Source organism: Acrocarpospora phusangensis (assembly GCF_016862995.1).
Taxonomy (GTDB): domain Bacteria; phylum Actinomycetota; class Actinomycetes; order Streptosporangiales; family Streptosporangiaceae; genus Acrocarpospora; species Acrocarpospora phusangensis.
Window position 1 is genome coordinate 13,875 of record NZ_BOOA01000004.1, and the last position, 20,571, is coordinate 34,445.

18 protein-coding genes are annotated in these 20,571 nt (G+C 69.0%); 13 read left to right on the forward strand and 5 right to left on the reverse strand.

The window, feature by feature from the left end:
• Positions 1-126: 126 nt before the first annotated feature.
• The 13 genes from Aph01nite_RS03225 (at position 127) to Aph01nite_RS42010 (ending at position 14,937) form a co-directional block, all read left to right on the forward strand.
• On the forward strand, positions 127-1,971 hold the full coding sequence (locus Aph01nite_RS03225; RefSeq protein ID WP_204039199.1) for a 2-oxoacid:acceptor oxidoreductase subunit alpha: 1,845 nt from the start codon (positions 127-129) through the stop codon (positions 1,969-1,971).
• Positions 1,964-3,010, forward strand: coding sequence for a 2-oxoacid:ferredoxin oxidoreductase subunit beta (locus tag Aph01nite_RS03230; RefSeq protein ID WP_204039200.1), 1,047 nt, complete (start codon positions 1,964-1,966; stop codon positions 3,008-3,010). The genes Aph01nite_RS03225 and Aph01nite_RS03230 overlap by 8 nt, the downstream gene beginning before the upstream one ends.
• A gap of 136 nt (positions 3,011-3,146) precedes the next feature.
• Positions 3,147-3,863, forward strand: coding sequence for a class I SAM-dependent methyltransferase (locus Aph01nite_RS03235; protein WP_204039201.1), 717 nt, complete (start codon positions 3,147-3,149; stop codon positions 3,861-3,863).
• A gap of 30 nt (positions 3,864-3,893) precedes the next feature.
• Positions 3,894-4,568: a polysaccharide deacetylase family protein gene (locus Aph01nite_RS03240; RefSeq protein WP_239161367.1), complete on the forward strand. Its 675-nt coding sequence runs from the start codon at positions 3,894-3,896 to the stop codon at positions 4,566-4,568.
• Between the two features lies 1 nt (position 4,569).
• On the forward strand, positions 4,570-5,487 hold the full coding sequence (locus Aph01nite_RS03245; protein ID WP_204039202.1) for a glycosyltransferase family 2 protein: 918 nt from the start codon (positions 4,570-4,572) through the stop codon (positions 5,485-5,487).
• Positions 5,488-5,511: 24 nt separating this feature from the next.
• Entirely contained in the window at positions 5,512-6,438 is a 927-nt protein-coding gene (locus tag Aph01nite_RS03250) for an NAD-dependent epimerase/dehydratase family protein (RefSeq protein WP_204039203.1), read from the forward strand.
• On the forward strand, positions 6,435-7,316 hold the full coding sequence (locus Aph01nite_RS03255) for a phytanoyl-CoA dioxygenase family protein (RefSeq protein WP_204039204.1): 882 nt from the start codon (positions 6,435-6,437) through the stop codon (positions 7,314-7,316). Before Aph01nite_RS03250 ends, Aph01nite_RS03255 begins: the two co-directional genes overlap by 4 nt.
• Positions 7,317-7,865: 549 nt before the next feature.
• The gene (locus Aph01nite_RS03260; protein ID WP_204039205.1) at positions 7,866-8,969 is read left to right on the forward strand and encodes a GNAT family N-acetyltransferase; all 1,104 of its coding nucleotides are present in this window, start codon (positions 7,866-7,868) and stop codon (positions 8,967-8,969) included.
• Positions 8,970-8,996: 27 nt separating this feature from the next.
• Positions 8,997-10,313, forward strand: a complete 1,317-nt coding sequence (locus Aph01nite_RS03265) for a nucleotide sugar dehydrogenase (RefSeq protein ID WP_204039206.1) — start codon at positions 8,997-8,999, stop codon at positions 10,311-10,313.
• Positions 10,303-11,490 carry a glycosyltransferase family 4 protein gene (locus tag Aph01nite_RS03270; protein WP_204039207.1) on the forward strand — a complete coding sequence of 396 codons (1,188 nt, stop codon included), beginning with the start codon at positions 10,303-10,305 and terminating at the stop codon, positions 11,488-11,490. Before Aph01nite_RS03265 ends, Aph01nite_RS03270 begins: the two co-directional genes overlap by 11 nt.
• Positions 11,491-11,508: 18 nt before the next feature.
• Positions 11,509-12,057 (forward strand): dTDP-4-dehydrorhamnose 3,5-epimerase, encoded by a 549-nt coding sequence (gene rfbC, locus Aph01nite_RS03275; protein WP_204039208.1) that lies wholly within the window; start codon positions 11,509-11,511, stop codon positions 12,055-12,057.
• A 21-nt stretch (positions 12,058-12,078) separates the two neighbouring features.
• A complete protein-coding gene (locus Aph01nite_RS03280; protein WP_204039209.1) occupies positions 12,079-12,981 on the forward strand; it encodes a right-handed parallel beta-helix repeat-containing protein in 903 nt (300 codons plus the stop codon).
• A 204-nt stretch (positions 12,982-13,185) separates the two neighbouring features.
• Positions 13,186-14,937, forward strand: a complete 1,752-nt coding sequence (locus Aph01nite_RS42010) for a DUF4082 domain-containing protein (protein WP_204039210.1) — start codon at positions 13,186-13,188, stop codon at positions 14,935-14,937.
• Here Aph01nite_RS42010 and Aph01nite_RS03290 read toward each other — a convergent pair.
• The 5 genes from Aph01nite_RS03290 to Aph01nite_RS03310 form a co-directional block, all read right to left on the reverse strand.
• On the reverse strand, positions 14,900-16,231 hold the full coding sequence (locus tag Aph01nite_RS03290; protein ID WP_204039211.1) for an O-antigen ligase family protein: 1,332 nt from the start codon (positions 16,229-16,231) through the stop codon (positions 14,900-14,902). The genes Aph01nite_RS42010 and Aph01nite_RS03290 overlap by 38 nt on opposite strands.
• A gap of 15 nt (positions 16,232-16,246) precedes the next feature.
• The gene (locus tag Aph01nite_RS03295) at positions 16,247-16,987 is read right to left on the reverse strand and encodes a GumC domain-containing protein (RefSeq protein ID WP_204039212.1); all 741 of its coding nucleotides are present in this window, start codon (positions 16,985-16,987) and stop codon (positions 16,247-16,249) included.
• A gap of 75 nt (positions 16,988-17,062) precedes the next feature.
• Positions 17,063-17,995 (reverse strand): hypothetical protein, encoded by a 933-nt coding sequence (locus Aph01nite_RS03300; protein ID WP_204039213.1) that lies wholly within the window; start codon positions 17,993-17,995, stop codon positions 17,063-17,065.
• 163 nt (positions 17,996-18,158) lie between these two features.
• On the reverse strand, positions 18,159-19,028 hold the full coding sequence (locus tag Aph01nite_RS03305; protein ID WP_204039214.1) for a glycosyltransferase family 2 protein: 870 nt from the start codon (positions 19,026-19,028) through the stop codon (positions 18,159-18,161).
• A 28-nt stretch (positions 19,029-19,056) separates the two neighbouring features.
• Positions 19,057-20,562 (reverse strand): oligosaccharide flippase family protein, encoded by a 1,506-nt coding sequence (locus Aph01nite_RS03310; RefSeq protein WP_204039215.1) that lies wholly within the window; start codon positions 20,560-20,562, stop codon positions 19,057-19,059.
• Positions 20,563-20,571 lie beyond the last annotated feature (9 nt).

Sequence of the window (20,571 nt, forward strand, 5' to 3'; positions counted from 1 at the left end):
CGCGTAAGTCACACCCTTCGGCGAAGAGCAAACCACGACAAATCATCGTGGCTCCAGGGATCTAGCATGGAAACAAGAACGCGACGAGCTCGTGTGCTCGGACGCGTCAAGGAGGATTGAGCAGCTGTGACCAAACAGGTTCAGCAACTCGACCGCGTGATCATCCGGTTCGCGGGTGACTCCGGCGACGGCATGCAGCTGACCGGAGACCGCTTCACCGCGGAAACCGCCGAGTTCGGCAACGACCTCTCCACTCTCCCCAACTTCCCGGCCGAGATCCGCGCCCCCGCGGGCACCCTGCCGGGCGTGTCGAGCTTCCAGCTCCACTTCGCCGACCACGACATCCTGACCCCCGGGGACGCGCCCAACGTCCTGGTCGCGATGAACCCGGCCGCGCTCAAGGCGAACCTGTCCGACCTCCCGCGCGGGGCCGACATCATCGCGAACTCCGACGAGTTCACCAAGCGCAACCTGGCCAAGGTCGGCTACGCGGAGAGCCCCCTGGAGGACGAGTCGCTGAGCGAGTGGCGCGTGCACTCGGTGCCGCTGACCTCGCTGACCGTCAAGGCGCTGGAAGAGTTCGAGATCTCGAAGAAGGACGCGGAGCGCGCGAAGAACATGTTCGCGCTGGGGCTGCTGTCCTGGCTCTACCACCGCCCGGTCGAGGCGACCATCAAGTTCATCGAGTCCAAGTTCGCCAAGAAGCCGGACATCGCCAAGTCGAACGTGGCGGCGTTCAACGCGGGCTGGAACTACGGGGAGACCACCGAGGCCTTCTCCGTCTCGTACGAGATCAAGCCGGCCAAGCTGGCCCCCGGGGTGTACCGCAACATCTCCGGCAACCAGGCCCTGGCGTACGGGTTGATCGCCGCGTCCGTGCAGTCGGGGCTGCCGCTGTTCCTGGGGTCGTACCCGATCACGCCGGCCTCCGACATCCTGCACGAGCTGTCCAAGCACAAGCGGTTCGGCATCCGGACCTTCCAGGCCGAGGACGAGATCGCGGGCGTCGGCGCGGCGCTGGGCGCGGCGTTCGGCGGCGCGCTCGGGGTGACCACGACCTCGGGGCCCGGCGTGGCGCTGAAGGCCGAGACCGTGGGCCTGGCCGTGACGACCGAGCTGCCGCTCATCGTCGTGGACGTGCAGCGGGCCGGTCCCTCCACCGGCATGCCCACCAAGACCGAGCAGACCGACCTCCTCATGGCCCTGTACGGCCGCAACGGCGAGTCCCCCGTCCCGGTCGTGGCCCCCTCGACCCCGTCGGACTGTTTCGACATCGCCGTCGAGGCGGCGCGCATCGCCCTGAAGTACCGCACCCCGGTCATGCTGCTGTCGGACGGGTATCTCGCCAACGGCTCCGAGCCCTGGAAGCTGCCGGAGATCGAGGACCTGCCGGACATCTCCGTGGAGTTCACCACCGAGCCCAACGGTGAGGACGGCACGTACCTGCCGTTCAAGCGGGACACCGAGACCCTCGCCCGCCCCTGGGCGGTTCCCGGCACGCCGGGCCTGGAGCACCGGATCGGCGGCATCGAGAAGGCCGACGGAACCGGCAACATCTCCTACGACCCGAACAACCACGACCTCATGGTCCGGCTCCGCCAGGCCAAGATCGACGGTATCGACGTGCCCGACCTGGAGGTGGACGACCCGTCCGGCTCCGCCCGGGTGCTCGTGCTCGGGTGGGGCTCCACGTACGGCCCGATCGCGGCGGCCATCCGCCGGGTGCGCCGGTCGGGCAGCGAGGTCGCCCAGGCGCATCTGCGGCATCTCAACCCGTTCCCCAAGAACATCGGCGAGGTGCTCAAGTCGTACGACAAGGTGCTGCTGCCGGAGATCAACCTCGGCCAGCTCGCCCTGCTGCTGCGGGCCAGATTCCTGGTCGACATCATCAGCTACAACCGGGTGCGCGGGCTCCCGTTCAAGGCCGAGGAGCTGGCAGGCGTGATCCAGGACGTGATCGACAGTGAGTGAATCGTTGAACGGCAAGGGCCTGGCCCTCATCCCCCGGGCCGAGGGCAAGCAGACGCTCAAGGACTTCAAGTCCGACCAGGAGGTCCGCTGGTGCCCGGGCTGCGGGGACTACGCGATCCTCGCGGCCGTGCAGTCCTTCATGCCGGAGCTCGGGATCAAGCGCGAGAACACGGTGTTCGTGTCCGGCATCGGGTGCTCGTCGCGGTTCCCGTACTACATGAACACCTACGGCTTCCACTCGATCCACGGGCGGGCGCCGGCGATCGCGACCGGCCTGGCCGCCTCGCGGCCCGACCTGTCGGTGTGGGTGATCACCGGGGACGGCGACGCGCTCTCCATCGGCGGCAACCACCTGATCCACGCGCTGCGCCGCAACGTCAACCTGAACATCCTGCTGTTCAACAACCGGATCTACGGGCTGACCAAGGGCCAGTACTCGCCCACCTCCGAGGTCGGCAAGATCACCAAGTCGACGCCGATGGGCTCGCTGGACCGGCCGTTCAACCCGATCTCGCTGGCCATCGGGGCCGAGGCCGGGTTCGTGGCGCGCACCCTGGACAGTGACCGCAAGCACCTGCATTCGGTGCTGCGCGAGGCCGCCGCGCACCGGGGCACCTCGCTGGTGGAGATCTACCAGAACTGCAACATCTTCAACGACGGCGCCTTCGAGCGCATGAAGGACCCGGCCACCCGGGACGCGATCACGGTACGGCTGGAGCACGGCCAGCCCATCGTCTTCGCCGACCAGGCGGTCCGGCTCGCCCGCACCGGCGGCGTCGAGGTGGTGCCCCGGGAGTCGGTGCGCGAGGAGGAGATCCTGGTGCACGACGCGCACAACCCGGACCCGTCGCTGGCCTTCGCGCTCAGCCGGCTGGACGAGCCCGCCTTCACGCACGTGCCGATCGGCGTCTTCCGCTCGGTGGACCGGCCGTCGTACGACCAGCTGATGAGCGAGCAGCTGGAGGCGGCGACCGCGAAGAAGGGTCAGGGCAGCCTGTCCGACCTGCTGCACGGAGGAGACACCTGGCGGATCAGCTGACAAATGGATTAGGGCTGATTTACGGTGCGGTTCCGGATTAACTTGTAGATCGGGATATATACGGATCTACCGCTGTCACAGAGCGTGTGACGGCGGTAGGTTCGTTGCACCGTTCCAGCCGATCCATGGAGGCGTAGTGACCGTTCTGCTGGAGACTGTCCCTTTTCTGGAAATCGCCGCCGAGGAAGTCGGCGGAGCATTCAGCGGTCTGCTGGCCGGTAATGTCCGCCGGTTCCGGCAGCGGGTCAGCCGCCTGCTCTTCGATCGCCGCTACGGTGTCGAGACCGCGGAGTTCGCCATGCTCGACCAGTTCGGGCTGGCGCACCACGAACGTGTCTACTACTCCCCCGCCAACTGGGGCACCCTGCGCCGCACCCTCCCGGCCGCCGAGGTCTGCGCCGACGACGTCTTCATCGACCTCGGTTCCGGCAAGGCCAGGATGGTGCTGGAGGCCGCCGCGCGTTTCCCGTTCCGCCGGGTGATCGGCGTCGAGCTGTCGGCCGAGCTGACCGAGGTGGCCCGCGCCAACGTGCGCTCCACCCGGCTGCGCGTCCGCTCCGGCCAGGTCGACCTGGTCCAGTCCGACGTGCTCGACTACAAGATCCCTGACGACGTCAGCGTGGTCTTCCTGAACAACCCGTTCCGGGGCGAGATCTTCGCGGCCGCGATGCTGAACCTGCTGGCCTCCGTGGACCGCAACCCGCGCCCGGTCAAGGTCATCTACTTCAACCCGACGGAAGAGCCCTTCCTGCTCAGCACCGGCCGTTTCCAGCACCTCCGTACGGTCACCCGCGGCAGGGCCAAGGAGTCCGACGTCTTCGGCACCACGCGTATCTACGCCGTCACCCCGTAACGACACGAATACGCATCCGGATAGAGAGGCATGGCACGCGTGGGGAGGGTCATCAACCTGACGGTGCACGGAATCGGGCCGACCGAGCGGGAGCTCGATCCGGGCGAGGACGGCACCTGGGTGGACATCGGGCAGTTCGAGCGGGTGCTGGACGCCGTGGTCGGCCGTGACGACGTGCGCATCACCTTCGACGACGGCAACAGCTCGGACGTGGCGATCGCCCTGCCCCGGCTGCTCGACCGCGGGCTGACCGCCGAGTTCTTCGTGCTGGCGGGGCTGCTCGGGCAGCCGGGCCGGTTGACCGAGGACGACGTGCGCGGCCTGGTCAAGGCGGGCATGCGGGTCGGGTCGCACGGCTGGGCGCACCGGGACTGGCGGCGCATCGACGACCGGCAGGCCGAGCAGGAGCTGACCGAGTCGCATCGGGCGCTCAGTGAGCTGACCGGCCGGCCGGTGTCCCGGGTGGCCATCCCGTTCGGCTCGTACGACCGGCATGTGCTGCGGAAGCTTCGTCAGGCCGGCGTGACCAGGGCGTACACCAGCGACGGGGGGCAGGCGACGCCGGGCACGTGGTTACAGGCGCGCACCAGCCTGGTCCGCGACCTGGACGCGGACTGGACCCGCCGGGTGCTGGACGCCTCGCCGTCGCCGGTGTTCCGGGCCAGGAAGCTGGCCGGGCGTGTGGTGAAGCGGGTGCGCGGCTGACATGCGCGAGAACCCCAGAATCGCCGTCGTGATCGTCACCTACAACAGCGGGGACGTGCTGGCCGGCTGCCTCGCCTCGCTGCCGGAGGGCGCCAGGGGCGTCGAGCTGGCCGAGGTCGTGGTGGCCGACAACGCCTCCAGGGACGACTGCGTGGCCATCGCCGCGGCGGCCGAGGTGCCGGTGAAGGTCGTGCAACTCGGCCGGAACGCCGGGTACGCGGCCGCGATCAACGCGGGCATCGCCGCGCTCGACCTGGACGAGCTGGACGCGGTGTACGTGCTCAACCCGGACTGCCGCCTGCCGCCCAAGTCGATCACGCCGCTGGTCCGGGCGCTGGAGCGGCCGGGTGTGGGCGTGACCGTGCCGAAGATGGTCAATCCCGACGGTTCGTTGCAGCCGTCGCTGCGCCGCATGCCGAGCCTCGGCCGGGCCGTGGTCGAGGCGGTCATCGGCGGCAGCCGGGCCGGCCGGATCGGCAGGCTGGGCGAGCTGATCACCGATCCGCGCGAGTACGAGAACGCGGGACCGGTGGTCTGGGCGACCGGGGCGGCGATGCTGATCTCGGTGCCGGCCATCCGCGCCGTCGGGCCGTGGGACGAGTCGTTCCTGCTGTACAGCGAGGAGACGGAGTTCGCGCTGCGGGCCGCCGACCTGGGCTGGACGCACTGGTACGAGCCGGAGGCCCTGATCGAGCACATCGGCGGCGACTCCGGGGTCAACCCGTCCCTGGCCGCGCTGCTGCTGGTCAACAAGGTGACGCTGTTCCGCCGCCGCCGCGGGTGGCTGGCCGGGTCCGCCTACTACCTGGTCGTCCTGCTCGGCGAGTCGGTACGGGCACTGGCCGGCCGCGAGATCTCCAAGACCTCGGTGACGTGGCTGCTGCGGCCGTCCCGGCGCTGGAAGACGCTGCCCGGATAGCCGGGCTTGCCCAGAAGGAGCCTGATGGCACCCGCGAGAGTCCTGGTCACGGGAGCGGCCGGATTCATCGGCGCCCATCTGACCAGGCGGCTGCGTTCGCTCGGAACCGAGGTGCACGCGGTCGCGCGGGCCCCCCGGACCTCCGCGCACGGCGAGGTCTGGCACGTCTGCGACCTGCGGGACGCCGACGCCGTGGGCCGGCTGTTCGCCGGCAGCCGGCCCGAGGTGGTCGTGCACCTGGCCAGCGACGTCAACGGCGCACGGGACCCGGGGGTGGTGCTGAGCACCCTGGAGTGCAACCTGGTGACCGCGGTCAACGTGCTCCTCGCCGCCCGCGAGGGCACCCGGGTGATCATGTGCGGGTCGAGCGAGGAACCCCGGCGGGGGAACGACTTCGCGCCGCCGCCCTCGCCGTACGCGATGGCCAAGGCGGCGGCGGCCGGGTACGCGCTGCAGTTCCACCGGCTGTGGGGGCTGCCGGTCACGATCCTGCGGCCCACCATGGTCTACGGGCCCGGGCAGTGGGACACCGGGAAGCTGGTGCCGTACCTGACGCTGGCGCTGCTGCGGGGGGAGGAGCCGCGGCTGACGAGCGGGGCCAAGCTGGTCGACTGGGTGTACGTGGACGACGTGGTGGAGGCGTTCGTGGCGGCCTGCCGGGAGCGGCCGGAGGGCATGGAGTTCGACGTCGGGACGGGCACGGCCAGGTCGGTGCGGGAGACCGTGGAGCTGCTCTTCAAGGTCGCCGGGAGCACGCGGGAGCCGAGGTTCGGCACCATTCCCGACCGGCCGCTTGACCTGCCCCAGATCGCCGATCTCAGCGGCGCTGACCTGCTGGGATGGCGTCCGCAGGTGGGTCTGGAGGAGGGGTTGCGGCGGACTTTTGACTGGTATGCGGAACAACTTAGGTCTGGTAACGGAACGTTCCTAAATGCCGATAATCTCCCGTGACAGTTACCTACTCGAACCCTCGCTTCGACGATGACGAGCGGCGCTCCCGGCTTTTTGACGGGCAGGTGCTCCTCTACCCGGCCCGTACGGAATCGACGGCACTGATCGAGTTCGCCCAGGGGATGATCACAGAGGCTTTCGGCGAGCGGGACCCCGAGCTCGCCCAGCACGACCTGCCGGTGGAGGAGTTCGCCGGCATCCTGTCCGACCTGAAGCCCGCGTTCATCCATCACCCCCGGTCGAAGGAACTGCTCCAGGCGATGCTCGTCGCCTTCGGCTGCGACCCCGAGACGACCTACTTCGACGTGCCGCGCATGCGCTCGTCCACGTCCAACGACTACCTGACGACCGGTATCGCGTACGCCTTCCACCCGCACAGGGACACGTGGTACTCCGCGCCGCTCTCCCAGGTGAACTGGTGGATCCCCATCTTCGAGGTGGTCCCCGAGAACGTCATGACGTTCCACCCCCGGTACTGGAACAACGCCGTCAAGAACGGCTCGGCGAAGTACGACTACTACGAGTGGAACCGGACCAGCCGGTTCAACGCGGCCCAGCACATCGGGGTCGACACCCGCGAGCAGCCCAAACCGGAGGAGCCCATCGAGCTGGAGCCGAGGGTCACCCTCGTGCCCGAGCCCGGCGGCGTCATGATCTTCTCGGGCAACCAGCTGCACTCCTCGGTGCCGAACACCTCGGGGCGCACCCGGTTCAGCATCGACTTCCGCACGGTCAACATCGAGGACGTGATCAAGCGGCGGGAGGCGCCGAACGTGGACTGCGCCTGCACCGGCACCACGCTCCGCGACTTCCTGCGGGTGTCCGATCTGGAGCGGATGCCGGAGGACGTGGCGCTGGCGTACGAGGGCAAGGCCTGACCATCCGCACGTGACTCGTCGGCTCGGGCGCGCGGTTCTCCTGCGCGTACGAGCCGATGAAACGTGCACCAACGGCGTTCACCCCTGCACTGGGAGCAAATACGACATTTCTCGACAACGCTGGCTACGTCTCCAGAAATTGCCGCGCCCAGAGCCGATCCTCTGCGGATGAACTCTGCGTAAACCTTAAATTTGAAGGTAACGGCTGTACCGCCACACACGATGACCTCGTTGTGATGTCTGTCCCCCGCCGGTATACCGCGGTCGCGCTGCGTGACCACCCTGTGCCGCCGGGCCGCCCGCCGTTCCTCCCCGGCCGCGCGGACGTCATCCGAACTCGCGCCCTTTTGTTCAGCCGTGGTTTCGGAACGGTCCAATCTCCGCTCAGATGCCTAATGTCCGTCGGGGGGCGGGCATTTCCCCGGGGCTTTCTGCTGCGAAGAGACTTTCGGCGTATCGGTACACTCTTCGGATCGATGACCGATCACCATTGGCACGACAAATCGCACTTCATTCCGCGGCGCGATGCGGTCATCTGGGAGGCCCACCATGAGCTGGTCCGTCGGCGAAACCCCCGCCGCCGTCCGTACGGCGAACGTACGGGTAGCCGGTTTCGACGCACTCTCCGCTGAGGAGATCGACGCCTGGCACACGCTCAGGGCCGCCAACCCGCTCCTGGACAGCCCCTACTTCCACCCCGGCTTCTCGGCCGCCGTCCACCAGGGCGCCCCGGTCGAGGTCGCCGTGGGCCGGGACGAGAGCGGGCGGGTCTCCGCGCTGCTGCCGTTCCACCGGGACGCCAGGGACCGCGCGCTGGCCCGGCCGGCGGGGTGGCCGGGAGCCGACTTCCAGGGACCGATCCTCGCGGCCGGATCGACGATCCAGCCGCTCCAGCTGCTCAGCGCGGGCGTGCGCGGGCTCGAGTTCGACCATCTGGTGGAGAGCTGCCCGGACTTCGGGCCGTGGGTGGAGTCGCGCCGGGTCTCGCCGTACCTGGACACCACCGGAGGGCTGGACGGCTACCTGGGCCGGGCGTCCAAGAGCGGCAAGGACAACATGGGGCAGGCCAGGCGGCGGCTGGCCAAGACCGAGCGCACCCACGGGAGCGTGCGGTTCGCCGCCGACACGGTGGACGCCGAGTCCCTGTCCCGGGTGATCGAGCTCAAGCGCGGGCAGTACGCGGCGACCGGCGTCGCCGACTACTTCGCCGACCCGAGCCGCCGGGAGCTGATGACCCGGCTGCTGCACACCCGCGACCCCGAGTTCGGCGGCGTGCTGTCCACCCTGCACGCGGGACCGCACCTGGTCGCGGCGCACTTCGGGATCAGGTCGGGGAACGTCCTGCACTGGTGGTTCCCCGTCTACGACCCCGCGTTCTCGCAGCTGGCCCCCGGCTGGATGCTGCTGCGCGAGCTGGTGGCGGCCACCCCGGCGCTCGGCATCACCAGGATCGACCTCGGCCGGGGCGACGACGAGTACAAACGCCGCGCCAAGACCGGCGAAAGCGAGGTCTGCCAAGGACTCGTGACCAGGAGTTCGGCCCGGCTGGCCGTCCGGCGGGCCAGGAACTCCGTGATCACGGCGGCCAAGTCATCGGCTCTCGGGCCGGGGCTAAGAAAGATCGTGAGGAGACTCCGTGGCGGACACAGTTGATTTATTGATCGACGAGAGGCCGTATCCATGAGAATCAGCGTTTTCGGGCTCGGCTACGTCGGCTGCGTGACCGCGGCCTGCCTGGCCGCCCGGGGACACCAGGTCATCGGCGTCGATGTGAACCCCATCAAAGTGGATCTCATCAACCGCGGCCAGGCGTCCATCGTCGAGGAGCGCATCGGCGACCTGACCGCCGAGATGGTCGCCAGCGGCGCGCTCCGCGCCACCACCGACGTCGCCGAGGCCGTCGCGGCGAGCGAGATCTCGCTGGTCTGCGTGGGCACGCCGTCCGCGCCCAACGGCAGCCTCTCCACGACGTACCTGGAGCGGGTGGCCGAGGAGATCGGCGCCGCCCTGGCCGGCCAGGAGCGCAGGCACACGGTCGTCTTCCGCAGCACGATGCTCCCGCGCACCTGCACCGACCTGCTCATTCCGATTCTGGAACGTGCCTCTGGCCGGACCGCGGGCGCCGGCTTCGGGGTCGCGGTGAACCCGGAGTTCCTGCGCGAGGGCACCAGCGTCAAGGACTTCTTCGACCCGCCCAAGACCGTCATCGGCGAGTACGACCCGGCCAGCGGCGACCTGGTCGCCTCCCTCTACGAGGGGCTGCCCGGCGACGTCTTCCGGGTGCCCATCACGGCCGCCGAGATGTCGAAGTACGCGGAGAACTCCTTCCACGCGCTGAAGATCGCCTTCGCCAACGAGATCGGCGCGGTCTGCCGGGCCATGGGGCTGGACTCCTACCCGGTCATGGACATGCTGGTGGCCGACCGCAAGCTCAACATCAGCCCCGCGTACCTGCGGCCGGGCTTCGCCTTCGGCGGGTCCTGCCTGCCCAAGGACCTGCGCGGCCTGGTCTACGCGGCCCGCCGCGCGGACGTGTCGGTCCCGCTCCTGTCGCACCTGCTGCCGTCCAACGAGGACCATCTGCGCCGCGCGTTCGAGCTGGTGGCCGCCACCGGCAGCAAGCGCGTCGGCCTGTTCGGGCTGTCGTTCAAACCGGGTACGGACGATCTCCGCGAAAGCCCTCTTGTCGAACTAGCCGAACTTCTCCTCGGCAAGGGATATGACCTTCGCATCTACGACGAAACCGTTACGCTGTCGCACCTGATGGGCGCGAACCGTGAGTACATCGAGAGCCGGCTGCCGCATCTGGGAGACCTGCTCACCACCTCCGCCGACGACGTGCTCGCGCACGCCGAAGTCTGCGTGGTGGGCTGCACCACCCCCACCGTGCTGTCGGCGCTCGAAGCCGCGGGCGACCGCACCATCATCGATCTCGTCCGTCTCCCCGACGCCGCCGAGCGCCGGAATCTCCCTGGATATGTGGGCCTTGGCTGGTAAAGCGCTCATCCTCGTCGAAAACCTCTCCGTGCCGTTCGACCGCCGGGTCTGGCAGGAGAGTTGCACCCTCCGCGACGCCGGCTGGGAGGTGCACGTCATCTGCCCGAAGGGCGCCACGATCGACACCGAGTCGGAGGTGGTCATCGACGGCGTGCACATCCATCGATACCCGCTCAAGGCCGCGACCGGCGGGCCCCTCGGCTACCTGCGGGAGTACAGCTCAGCGCTGCTGCACACCTACCGGCTGGCCCGCAAGCTCGGCCCGGTCGACGTGGTGCACGCCTGCAACCCGCCCGACCTGCTGTTCCTGGTGGCCGGCCGGCTCAAGCGGCGGGGCGCCCGGTTCGTGTACGACCAGCACGACCTGGTGCCCGAGCTCTACCTGTCCCGGTTCGGCCGGGGCCAGGACTTCCTGTACCGGGCCGTACGGTGGCTGGAGCGGCGCACCTACCGCTCGGCCGACGTGGTCATCTCCACCAACGGCAGCTACCGCGACGTCGCGCTGAGCCGGGGGGGCAAGCAGCCGGACGAGGTCTTCGTGGTGCGCAGCGCGCCCTCGGTGGACCGGTTCTACCAGGTGGAGCCGGACGAGTCGATCAAGCGGGGCAAGCCGTACCTGCTGTGCTACCTGGGGGTCATGGGCCCGCAGGACGGGGTGGACTACGCGCTGCGGGCGCTGGCCAGCCTCCGCGACGACCTGGGCAGGGACGACTGGCACGCCGTGTTCTGCGGGGCCGGGGACACCTTCGAGGCCATGGTGGCGCTCTCCCGCGAGCTGGGGCTCGCCGACCGGGTGGAGTTCACCGGGCGCATCCCCGACGAGGACCTGATGCGCTACCTGTCCACCGCCGACGTCTGCCTGGCGCCGGATCCGCTCAACCCGCTCAACGACGTGTCCACCATGAACAAGATCATGGAGTACATGGCGATGGGCCGGCCGGTGGTCTCCTTCGACCTCCAGGAGGCCAAGGTCTCCGCCGGGGACGCCGCCGTGTACGCCCCCGCCAACGACGAGGCCGAGTTCGCCAAGCTCGTCGCCCGCCTGCTCGACGACCCCGAGGAGCGGCTCCGGATGGGCGAGATCGGCCGGGAGCGGGTCAGCGGCCCGCTGTCCTGGGAGCGCTCGAAGGCGGCGCTGCTGTCCGCGTACGAGGCCGTGCTCCTGCTGCTGGCCTGAGGAAAGGAAAGCCGACACGTGAAGGTGGAACGCACCACGCTCGATGGGGTGCTGCTGTTCGTGCCGGAGCCGTACCGGGATGAACGCGGGCTTTTCACCCGGACCTTCGACGCGATGATCGCGCAGAAGGCCGGGCTGGATCCCGCCGCGTTCATCCAGGACAGCCAGTCCCGCTCGCGGCAGGGCGTGGTGCGCGGCATGCACGGCCGGTCCGGCCGGGGCGAGGCCAAGCTGGTGCGCTGCGCCCGCGGCGCCGTGTTCGACGTGCTGGTGGACGCCCGGCCCGACTCGCCCACGTTCGGGCGGCAGACCTCGGTCCGGCTGGACGACGAGTCGTTCGTCACCCTCTACGTGCCGCCCGGCCTGCTGCACGGGTTCCAGGCGCTGACCGAGGTGACCGACGTCTGCTACCGCATCGACAGGGAGCACGACCCGAGCGAGGACCTGGCGGTCCGTTTCGACGATCCGGAGCTGGGTATCCCATGGCCGCTCCCCGCTGCCATGATCAGCGAACGCGACCGGACCGCGGGTTCGTGGGCCGAGTTGCGGGCTCGCCTGACCGGCTAGAAGTCAACTAGAAGAGGCTGAATGCGACGAATCCCCCTCCTCGCCTTCGTCTTCGTGCTGCTCGCGGCGTGCACCCCCGCGCCGCCGGTGGCCTCGCCCACGGACACGCCAGGACCGAGCACACCGACGGCCGAGCCGTCGCCGACCGTGACCCCGCCGTGCCCGAACCACCCCACCCCGGCCTGTACGGGAGTCCCGCCCGGCACCAAACTCCGCAAGCTCAAGCTGAACGAGGACGGCGAGGCGTACCGGGTGCGCAAGCGCGGAACCGTGCTCGACGGCGTGCACATCCCCGGCGTGCTGCTGATCCACGCCGAGGACGTGGTGGTGCGCAACAGCCGGATCGACGGGTACGTCTCCAACCTGGACGGCGAGAAGTCCTTCAGGTTCAGCATCAGCGACTCCACCGTCGGCCCGGCCAAGGGCTGCATCACGATGCCCGCGGTCGGCTACGAGCGCTACACGGCGCTCCGCCTGCACGTGCGCGGCAACTCCGACGGCTTCCGGGCCTCCGGCGACGACATCGAGATCAGGGACTCCTACATCTACCTCTGCTCCAACCCGGACGACCACTCCGACGGCGTGCAGGCGTACGACAGCGGCAAGGGCCTGATCTTCGACCACAACACGGTGGACCAGCGGTTCGCCAAGGACATCACCGCCCCGATCTTCCTCACCGACGGCCGCCAGCGGGACATCACGCTCACCAACAACCTGATCATGGGCGGCACGTTCAGCATCCAGGTGCGCGAGGCCGGCGGGAAGATGGTCGTCACGGGCAACCGGCTGGTGGACAAGTCCTGGGTGTACGGCCCGGTCGACTCCGAGTGCCCGCGCATCGACTGGCAGGACAACACTCTGGTCACCATCGACGAGGACTACACGATCACCGGCACGGTGGGTCCGCTGGAGTGCGTGGGGTGACGCATGTTACGACTGATATTCGGCGGTACCAGAGGGCATTTTGTGCCTCGCCGGATAGATGCGACTTCGTGATATTCCAGATGATTTTCTGCGAAAACGATGCGCGGTCGTTACCGAAGCCACCAGAATTGCCCCGGTAAGTCGATCACATCGGGGCAGAGGGCACGGCGCCGAGCAGTGTGGAGGTCCGCAGACATGGCAGGTATGCACGCGCCACGTCACGGCAGACGGAGAAAGCCGAGGCCCACGCCGGACCGGGGACGCGCGCCCTGGACGCTGGTATCGGCCCTGGCCGGGACCCTGCTCGTGGTCGGCATCCCCGTCACCATGCTGGCCAGCCGCGGCGAGACGCCGCCGGCCGGCAATTCGGCGGTGAACGTGGCCGCCAGCAAGCCCGTGCTGGTCACCGAGGCCAAGGAGATCAGCCTCTGGTCGGTGGACACCGAGGTCAGCGCCCCCGTCCGCAAGGACGACGCCAAGGTCGAACTCGGCACCCGCTTCACGGCCGCGCAGAACGGCCTCGTCAGCGGCATGCGCTTCTACAAGGCGCGGGGAGAGCGCGGCAAGCACACCGGCAGCCTGTGGAGCTCGCGCGGCGAGCGGCTGGCCCAGGTGACGTTCACCGACGAGACCCGGTCCGGCTGGCAGGAGGCCGAGTTCGCCGCGCCCGTACGGGTGCGGGCGGGTGAGACGTACACGGTCTCCTACCACTCCGACAACGGCACGTACGTGGGCAACGCGGGCGCCCCCTCGATCACCTCCGGCCCGCTGTCCACCCCGGCCAAGCGCGCCGGCGTCTACAAGTACGGCCGCAGCGCGTTCCCGAACCAGGCCAACCCCAAGAACTTCAACTACTGGGTGGACGTGGTCTTCCGCTGGAAGGAGTTCAGCTGGAAGACGCCCGCGCCGGTCCCCCCGGTCACGGAGAGCGGCAACCCGCCCGCGCCGGTGCCCTCCACCGAGCCGCCGGCGGTCCCGAGCCCCAGCCCCAGCGTGGTCGAGTCCGACCCGGTGGTGATCCCGGACGTCGGCACGCAGACCCCGACGCCGACCGTCACGCCCACGGTGACGGCCACGCCGACGCCGACCGTGACGGCCACGGTGACGGCGACTCCCAAGCCCTCACCCACGCCGACGCCGACGCCCAGCCCCAAGCCGTCGCTGACGCTCGCGCCCGAGCAGCCGAACCCGCAGCCGGGCACCTGCGCCGACCACCCCACCCCGGCCTGCACCGGCGTGCCCGCCGGTACCAAGCTGACCAAGCTCGGCAACGGCTTCTACCAGGTGAAGACGGCGGGCACGGTCCTGGACGGCGTGCACATCCAGGGTGACCTGCTGATCACCGCCAACAACGTCACCATCAAGAACAGCCAGATCGACGGCGGCGTGGTCGGCGAGCAGGACAACAAGTTCTACTCCTTCACCATCACCGACTCCACGGTCGGCCCGGCCAGCGGCTGCATCACCGACCCCGGCATCGGCGACGCCACGTACACGGCCACCCGGGTGCACGTGCGCGGCCACAGCGACGGCTTCCGCGCCTCCGGCGACAAGATCGTCATCAAGGACTCGTACGTCAAGCTGTGCTCCAGCCCCGGCGACCACTCCGACGGCATCCAGTCGTACGTGACGGGCAAGGGCCTGGTCTTCGACCACAACACGGTCGACCAGCGCGACGCCCGCCACATCACCGCGCCCATCTTCCTGACCGATCCCCGCCAGGTCGACATCACCCTGACCAACAACCTGATCATGGGCGGCACGTTCAGCATCCAGGTCAAGAACGCCAAGGGCGCCCTGATCGTCCGCAACAACAAGCTGGTGGACAGGTCCTGGGTGTACGGCCCGGTCGAGGCCGACTGCTCGCTCATCGACTGGCAGAACAACAGCCTCGTCACCATCGACGAGAACTACAAGGTCACACGTACGGTGGGTCCGCTGGACTGCCAGCTCTGACGCTCCGCAGCAGCGACCCGGTCGCCCCGATCACCAGGAACGAGAGCCCGGTGATGGTGGCGAAGGACAGCAGGTCGAAGGTGGCCGCGCCGATCAGCGGCACCACCAGGCAGGCTGTCAGGGTGAGGCCGAGGTCACGGGTGGCCGGGTCCGTGCTGAGGAAGCGGGCCCGCAGCCCGGAGTACATGGCGACCAGGAACATGACCACGATCGTGGTCACCCCGATCACGCCGGCCTCCAGCGTGGACAGGATGTACTGGTTGTCGAAGACCTGATGCTTCGGCGCGTACCAGGTGGAGACGCCGCGGCCGAGCCAGAAGTGCTTGGAGATCTCGTGCCCGGCGATGACGTAGTCGTGCAGCCGGTAGCGGATGCTGTCGTCGCTGCCGAAGTTGGCGAACAGCCCCCAGATGGCGCTGACCAGACCGGGCACGAGCAGCCGCATCAGGACCAGGAAGCCGAGGCTGACCAGGATCACCATCTTGCGGCGCTGGGCCGGCCAGCCGAAGAACAGGATCACGCCCACGCCGATGATGCCCAGCATGGCCGACCGGGAGACCGAGAACATCAGCCCGGCGCCGATCAGGGCCGCGCACGTCCACCAGCGCCACTGCGCCTCGCCGAGCATGCGGGCCCGGAAGCCGTAGTGCGCCGCCAGCGGCAGCAGCATGGCGCAGACCACGCCGAACTCGATGGGATGCCCGGTGGTGGCCGCCACCCGCCGGAACTCCGCCCGTTCGAGCACGAAGGAGTCCTCGGAGGTGTACCGCAGGATCGGCAGTTCGAGCAGCCGGGTCGGGTCCCAGGCCAGGAGGAACTGGAAGGCGCCGATGACCGAGAGCGCGGCCCCCGCCACCACCAGCGTCTTGAGCAGCAGGTTGAGCCGGTCCACCCCGCGTACGCCGTCGTTGACGAACAGCGCGAGCCCGACGTTGGCCAGGATCAGCACCAGCGCGTGGTCGGTCAGGTTGAGCTCGTCGGCGGGCAGGTAGCCCCAGGTCGAGTAGCCGTACGTGCAGAGCATCGCGGTCAGGTAGACGAACAGCGCGGTGCGCACGGGGGCGCGGCCCTTGGCCATGCCCAGGCCGACGCTCAGATGCGCCAGCAGCCAGATCAGGCCGAGCGTGAGCGCGATGAGGTTGGCCGGGGTGAGCGAGAGCGGCAGGCCCTTGAGCACCAGCCGGGCCGGGATGATCGTGAGGGCGATGACGAAGAACGCGGTGAGGGTCGCGCCGTCGGCCCGCTGCCGCGGTCCGGAGCCGGGGAGAGCGTCGGGGAGATCGGTAACGGTCATGGGGGTGTCAGCGCCTCATCGCCTCATCGCCGGTTCGTCGGCTCGCCGCGGGGGTGTGGGCACGCCGAGCACGGGTTCGGCGGCGGCGGCCTGCCGGCTGGCCCGGCGGCGGCGCAGCGCGGCGGCCATGCTGTCCACGGCGAACGCGGCGCACAGGCTGGCGATGGAGCCGACCGCGACCGCGACCAGGACGGCCCGGAGCTTGCGTCCCCGCTGTGCCTCGGGCATGGTCGGCGGCACGGCCTCGTACGTGGTGATGTAGGTGGCCTTGGGGGCCCGCAGGCCCTGCTGCCGCTCGATCAGCTCGGCGTTGGCCTTGTCGATGAGCCGGCGCACGATGTCCTTGGCGCCCTCCGGCGTCAGGCTCTCGCCGGCGATGAACACCAGCGGCCCGGTGGCCAGCGACTCCAGGTTGTTCTCGCCGTTGCTGACCTCGTAGTCGGTGTCCGACCCCTCCAGCACGCCGAGTTCCCTGGCGGTGTCGGAGCTGTTCAACGCGGCGATGATGATGGAGGCCGACACGCTCAGCCCGTGGTCGAAGTTGAGCAGCGGGTTGGTGAGCGGGTTCGGCGAGTCCGCGTGGGTCGGAAGGCTGCCGCCCGAGGGCGGCAGGGTGAGCGCGAGCACCGCGCTGGAGACGTAGTACGTCGGCACCGTGGAGTAGACGCCGAACGCGGCGGCGATGGTGGCCCCGAAGACGGGTAACACGACATACCAGCGCCGGAACACCGTGAGGACTGTCCCCCAGAAGTCCATGCGCTTCCTTCCGGACGATGAGTGGGCATACGGGGATCAGACCCCCACGAAATGATCCCGCTGTTCTGTTGCGGATCAGTTGGCGGCGCGGTCGGAGAGTCCGCCGTTGACTCGCAGGGCCGGCTCGTCCTCGACCGAGACGACCTTGAAAGTCTGGGTGTCCTCGGCGGGCGCGCCGTCCGAGTCGTCCGCGTTGCTGTAGACGACCACGACAAGGTCGTCGTTGTCCAGAGAGTCACCGGCTTTGGTCCGCCACTTGCTGTCGCTGCCGTTGACCGGCTTGATCGGCGTGGCGGGCGCGATGGCCGGCCGGAACGCGGGACGGTACGCGGGCTTGATCGGCTCAGGGTACCTGCGCCGGGTGGCCCGCAGCTGCGTCACCACGTAGACCAGGCCGAAGCCCAGCACGAGCGTGCCGCCCAGCGCGCCGCCGACCGCCATGATCTTGGAGGTCAGCAGGATCTCGGGGGTGGAGGCCGGCACCACATCCACGATCCAGATATAGGTGGACTTGGGTGCCCGCAGCGCCTGCTGCCGCTTGGTCAGCTCGTCGCGGATGTACTGCTGGGCCCGCTTGGTGGTGTCCAGCACCCGCGCCGGAGTGTCGCTCTCGACCTCCAGGTAGATGAAGGGACCGCTGGTGCTGATGCCCATCAGGTCGGGGTTGGACCGGCCGTCGTCCACGATCATCTCGGTCGGGCCGCCCTTGACCACGCCGACCTGGGTCCGCACGTCCAGGCCGTTCATGGCCAGGATCAGGATGCCGGCCGTGGTGCGCAGGCCGTCGTTGAACTGGAGCAGCGGGTTGGTCAGGCCCTGCGGCTTGGAGGGGTCCGATGGGAGCGTTCCACCGGCCGCAGGCGTGGCGAGGACCATGGACGCCGTCGACATGTAACGTGCGGGAACCAGGAACCACGCCGTGACCGCGGCGGCCACGGCCAGCACGATGAGCGGCGGCCCGATGGACTTTCTTCGAACGAGCCGAAGAAGCGTCCTCCAGAAATCCATGTTCCCCGCCCTCTATGCAGAACCGGGGTTTGTCAACCCCGGAATCGTGTCGATACCAATCGCACCTAACAGACATGTCATTACAGAACCCACCCTCTTTCGGATGGTACGTGGGGCATTCTGTCGGACACTAGTCCCGTTGGTGCGCCAAAGCCGTAACGGATCATCTGCCGACCGCCATCCGGACCAGGCGGCGGCCCCGCCGCGCGGCCACGCGTCGCTGGCGGCGCAGGTACATGCGGTAGACGGCGGCGCGGGCCCGGCGCTGCTGCTCGGGCGTGAGCCCGGCGTGCTCGGTGGCCCACTGCAACGTCTCCCGGCACTGCAGGGCGGTCGCGAAGCGGGCCCGCCACGGCGCGACGTCCAGGCGGCGGGCGATGTCGGTCATCGGCTCGGCCCGCCAGTGCCGGTGGGCGAGGACCTCGGGCACGTGTCCCCAGGGACCGGCCAGGGCGAGCTTGGTGGCGAACACCTCGTCCTCGCGGAGCATGTTGCGGCGCGGGATGGCGGCCACCGGCGCGCGGCGCATCATCGCGTACAGGGGGTCGATCTGGAGGTAGCTCTCGTTGAGCAGGCGCAGCATCTCGGCGAAGCGCTCGACCGGGTCGTCGGATCTCAGTCCGGTGCCCCGGTACTCGCCGACCTGGGTGCTGCCGTCCGCCACCTCGTACGACAGTTGTGTGGTCACCAGGATGAGCCGCTCGTCGGCGGCGAACTCCTGGAGCGTGCGGGACACGAAGTGGGGCTCCAGCCGGTCGTCGTCGCCGATCCAGCGGAAGAACGTGCCCTGGGCGTGCTCGATGACGTGGATGAAGTTGTTGAGCAGGCCGATGTTCTCCGGCTGCCGGTGGTAGTCGATCCGGCTGTCGGCGCGGGCCAGTTCCCGGGCGACCTCCTCGGTGCCGTCCGTGGAGGCGTTGTCGGAGATCACCAGCTGGAGCTCCTGGTGGTCCTGGGCGAGGACCGACCGCACGACGTCTGCCAGCCGGTCCTCGGCGTTCCGCACCGGAAGCCCGATGGAGACGAGAGACATGTCACTCCTTTTCCGGATATTTCGTTGCTTAGCGGGATCTGCCGGGGATGAGGTCGCCCACTTTGCCGCCCAGATCCTTCAGGACGGCCCCGGGAACCACGATCAGCACATAAATCAGGATTCCGGCTCCGCCCGCCACGATCAACTCGACCAGCGGCCCATGGTCCACCAGGTACGACACGAGCACGGTCACCGCGCAGGAGACGACGCCGCCCACCAGCGGCCGTACCAGCGCGGGGAAGATCGGACCGAGCCGGACGCCGGCGCGGCGCAGCGCCAGGGCGGCGAGCGGCAGGCCGACCAGCGTGGCCGCCGTCAGGTGCCCGATGGCCGCGCCGCGGATGCCGTCCAGCTGGGTGCCGGCGTAGACGGCGGGCACCAGCGCGATACCGGTGCCCAGGTTCATCCACATGGTGGCCTTGGCCGCGCCCTGCCCGGTGAGGATGTCGAACGCGAACATGGTGACCATGCGGACGATCATCAGCACGCCCAGGAAGCGCAGCACGCCCGCGGCCTGGTCCCAGCGCGGCTCGTAGAGGAACGCGATCAGCGGGTGCGCCAGCGCGGCCATCACCACCGAGATCGGCAGGATCGCGGAGACCAGCAGCGGCACCGAGCGCTGCACCCCGAGGGAGAGCGAGTCGGCGTCGTTCTCCGCCAGCCGGGAGAAACTGGGAATCGAGACGTACCGGATGGCGGTCCCGATCAGGCCCGGCACCCAGCTGGACACGTTGAACGCGAGCAGGTAGTACCCGTTGGCCTCCTCCCCGTGGACGGCGCCCACGATGACGAAGCCGACGTTGAGCAGCAGCGCCTCCAGGCCGGTCCCGGCCGCGGACGGCAGGCCGAACCGGAGCAGCTGGGCCCCGATCGCCCGGTCGTAGCCGAGCTTCAGCGGCACGTTGGCGGAGACGAAGATGATGACGCCGGTCACCACGGCGGCCGACAGCTGGCCCCAGGCGAAGCTGTAGGCGCCCGCGCCGTTGACGGCCAGCGTGATCGCCACCGCCGCGTTGACCACGAACCCGGACAGGATGGCCTTGGTCAGCTTGTCCTGCTCGAACCGGCGCAACAGCGCGGCGGCCCGTACGGCGGTGACGGCCTCGACCAGGATGACCGCGGTGAGGATGCGCACCACCGGGGTCGCGTGCGAACTGCCGGCCAGTTCCGAGAACATCGGCGCGCCCACGTAGAACAGCCCGTAGAGCAACACCGCCGAGAAGAACGACAGCACGGTGGCCGTCGGCGCCATGTCCTCCAGCTTGCCGCGCCACTGCACGGTCGCGGCGATGATCCCGATGTCCTTGATGGTCATCACGAACTGGGTGGCCGCCAGCGCGACGGCGTAGATGCCGAAGTCGTCGGGATCGATGAGGCGGACCAGGATGAGTCCCATCACGAAGGACCCGCCGCGTAACACCATGTTGCCGAGCAGGCTCCAGCGCAGCCCCCGGCTGGCCTTGCGACCGATTACCCCCACATGCTCGGCCGCCTCGCCCTCCTCCACCAGCTCTGTGTCCTGGTTTCTGTCCATGACGCTCGC

Excerpts from the sequence above, each read along its gene's own strand:
- Aph01nite_RS03310 (WP_204039215.1), bottom strand. The coding sequence starts at position 20,562 with ATGGACAGAAACCAGGACACAGAGCTGGTGGAGGAGGGCGAGGCGGCC.
- Aph01nite_RS03240 (WP_239161367.1), top strand. The coding sequence starts at position 3,894 with ATGGCACGCGTGGGGAGGGTCATCAACCTGACGGTGCACGGAATCGGG.
- Aph01nite_RS03245 (WP_204039202.1), top strand. The coding sequence starts at position 4,570 with ATGCGCGAGAACCCCAGAATCGCCGTCGTGATCGTCACCTACAACAGC.
- Aph01nite_RS03290 (WP_204039211.1), bottom strand. The coding sequence starts at position 16,231 with ATGACCGTTACCGATCTCCCCGACGCTCTCCCCGGCTCCGGACCGCGG.
- Aph01nite_RS03265 (WP_204039206.1), top strand. The coding sequence starts at position 8,997 with ATGAGAATCAGCGTTTTCGGGCTCGGCTACGTCGGCTGCGTGACCGCG.
- Aph01nite_RS03250 (WP_204039203.1), top strand. The coding sequence starts at position 5,512 with ATGGCACCCGCGAGAGTCCTGGTCACGGGAGCGGCCGGATTCATCGGC.
- Aph01nite_RS03300 (WP_204039213.1), bottom strand. The coding sequence starts at position 17,995 with ATGGATTTCTGGAGGACGCTTCTTCGGCTCGTTCGAAGAAAGTCCATC.
- Aph01nite_RS03295 (WP_204039212.1), bottom strand. The coding sequence starts at position 16,987 with ATGGACTTCTGGGGGACAGTCCTCACGGTGTTCCGGCGCTGGTATGTC.
- Aph01nite_RS42010 (WP_204039210.1), top strand. The coding sequence starts at position 13,186 with ATGCACGCGCCACGTCACGGCAGACGGAGAAAGCCGAGGCCCACGCCG.
- Aph01nite_RS03260 (WP_204039205.1), top strand. The coding sequence starts at position 7,866 with ATGAGCTGGTCCGTCGGCGAAACCCCCGCCGCCGTCCGTACGGCGAAC.
- Aph01nite_RS03280 (WP_204039209.1), top strand. The coding sequence starts at position 12,079 with ATGCGACGAATCCCCCTCCTCGCCTTCGTCTTCGTGCTGCTCGCGGCG.
- Aph01nite_RS03305 (WP_204039214.1), bottom strand. The coding sequence starts at position 19,028 with ATGTCTCTCGTCTCCATCGGGCTTCCGGTGCGGAACGCCGAGGACCGG.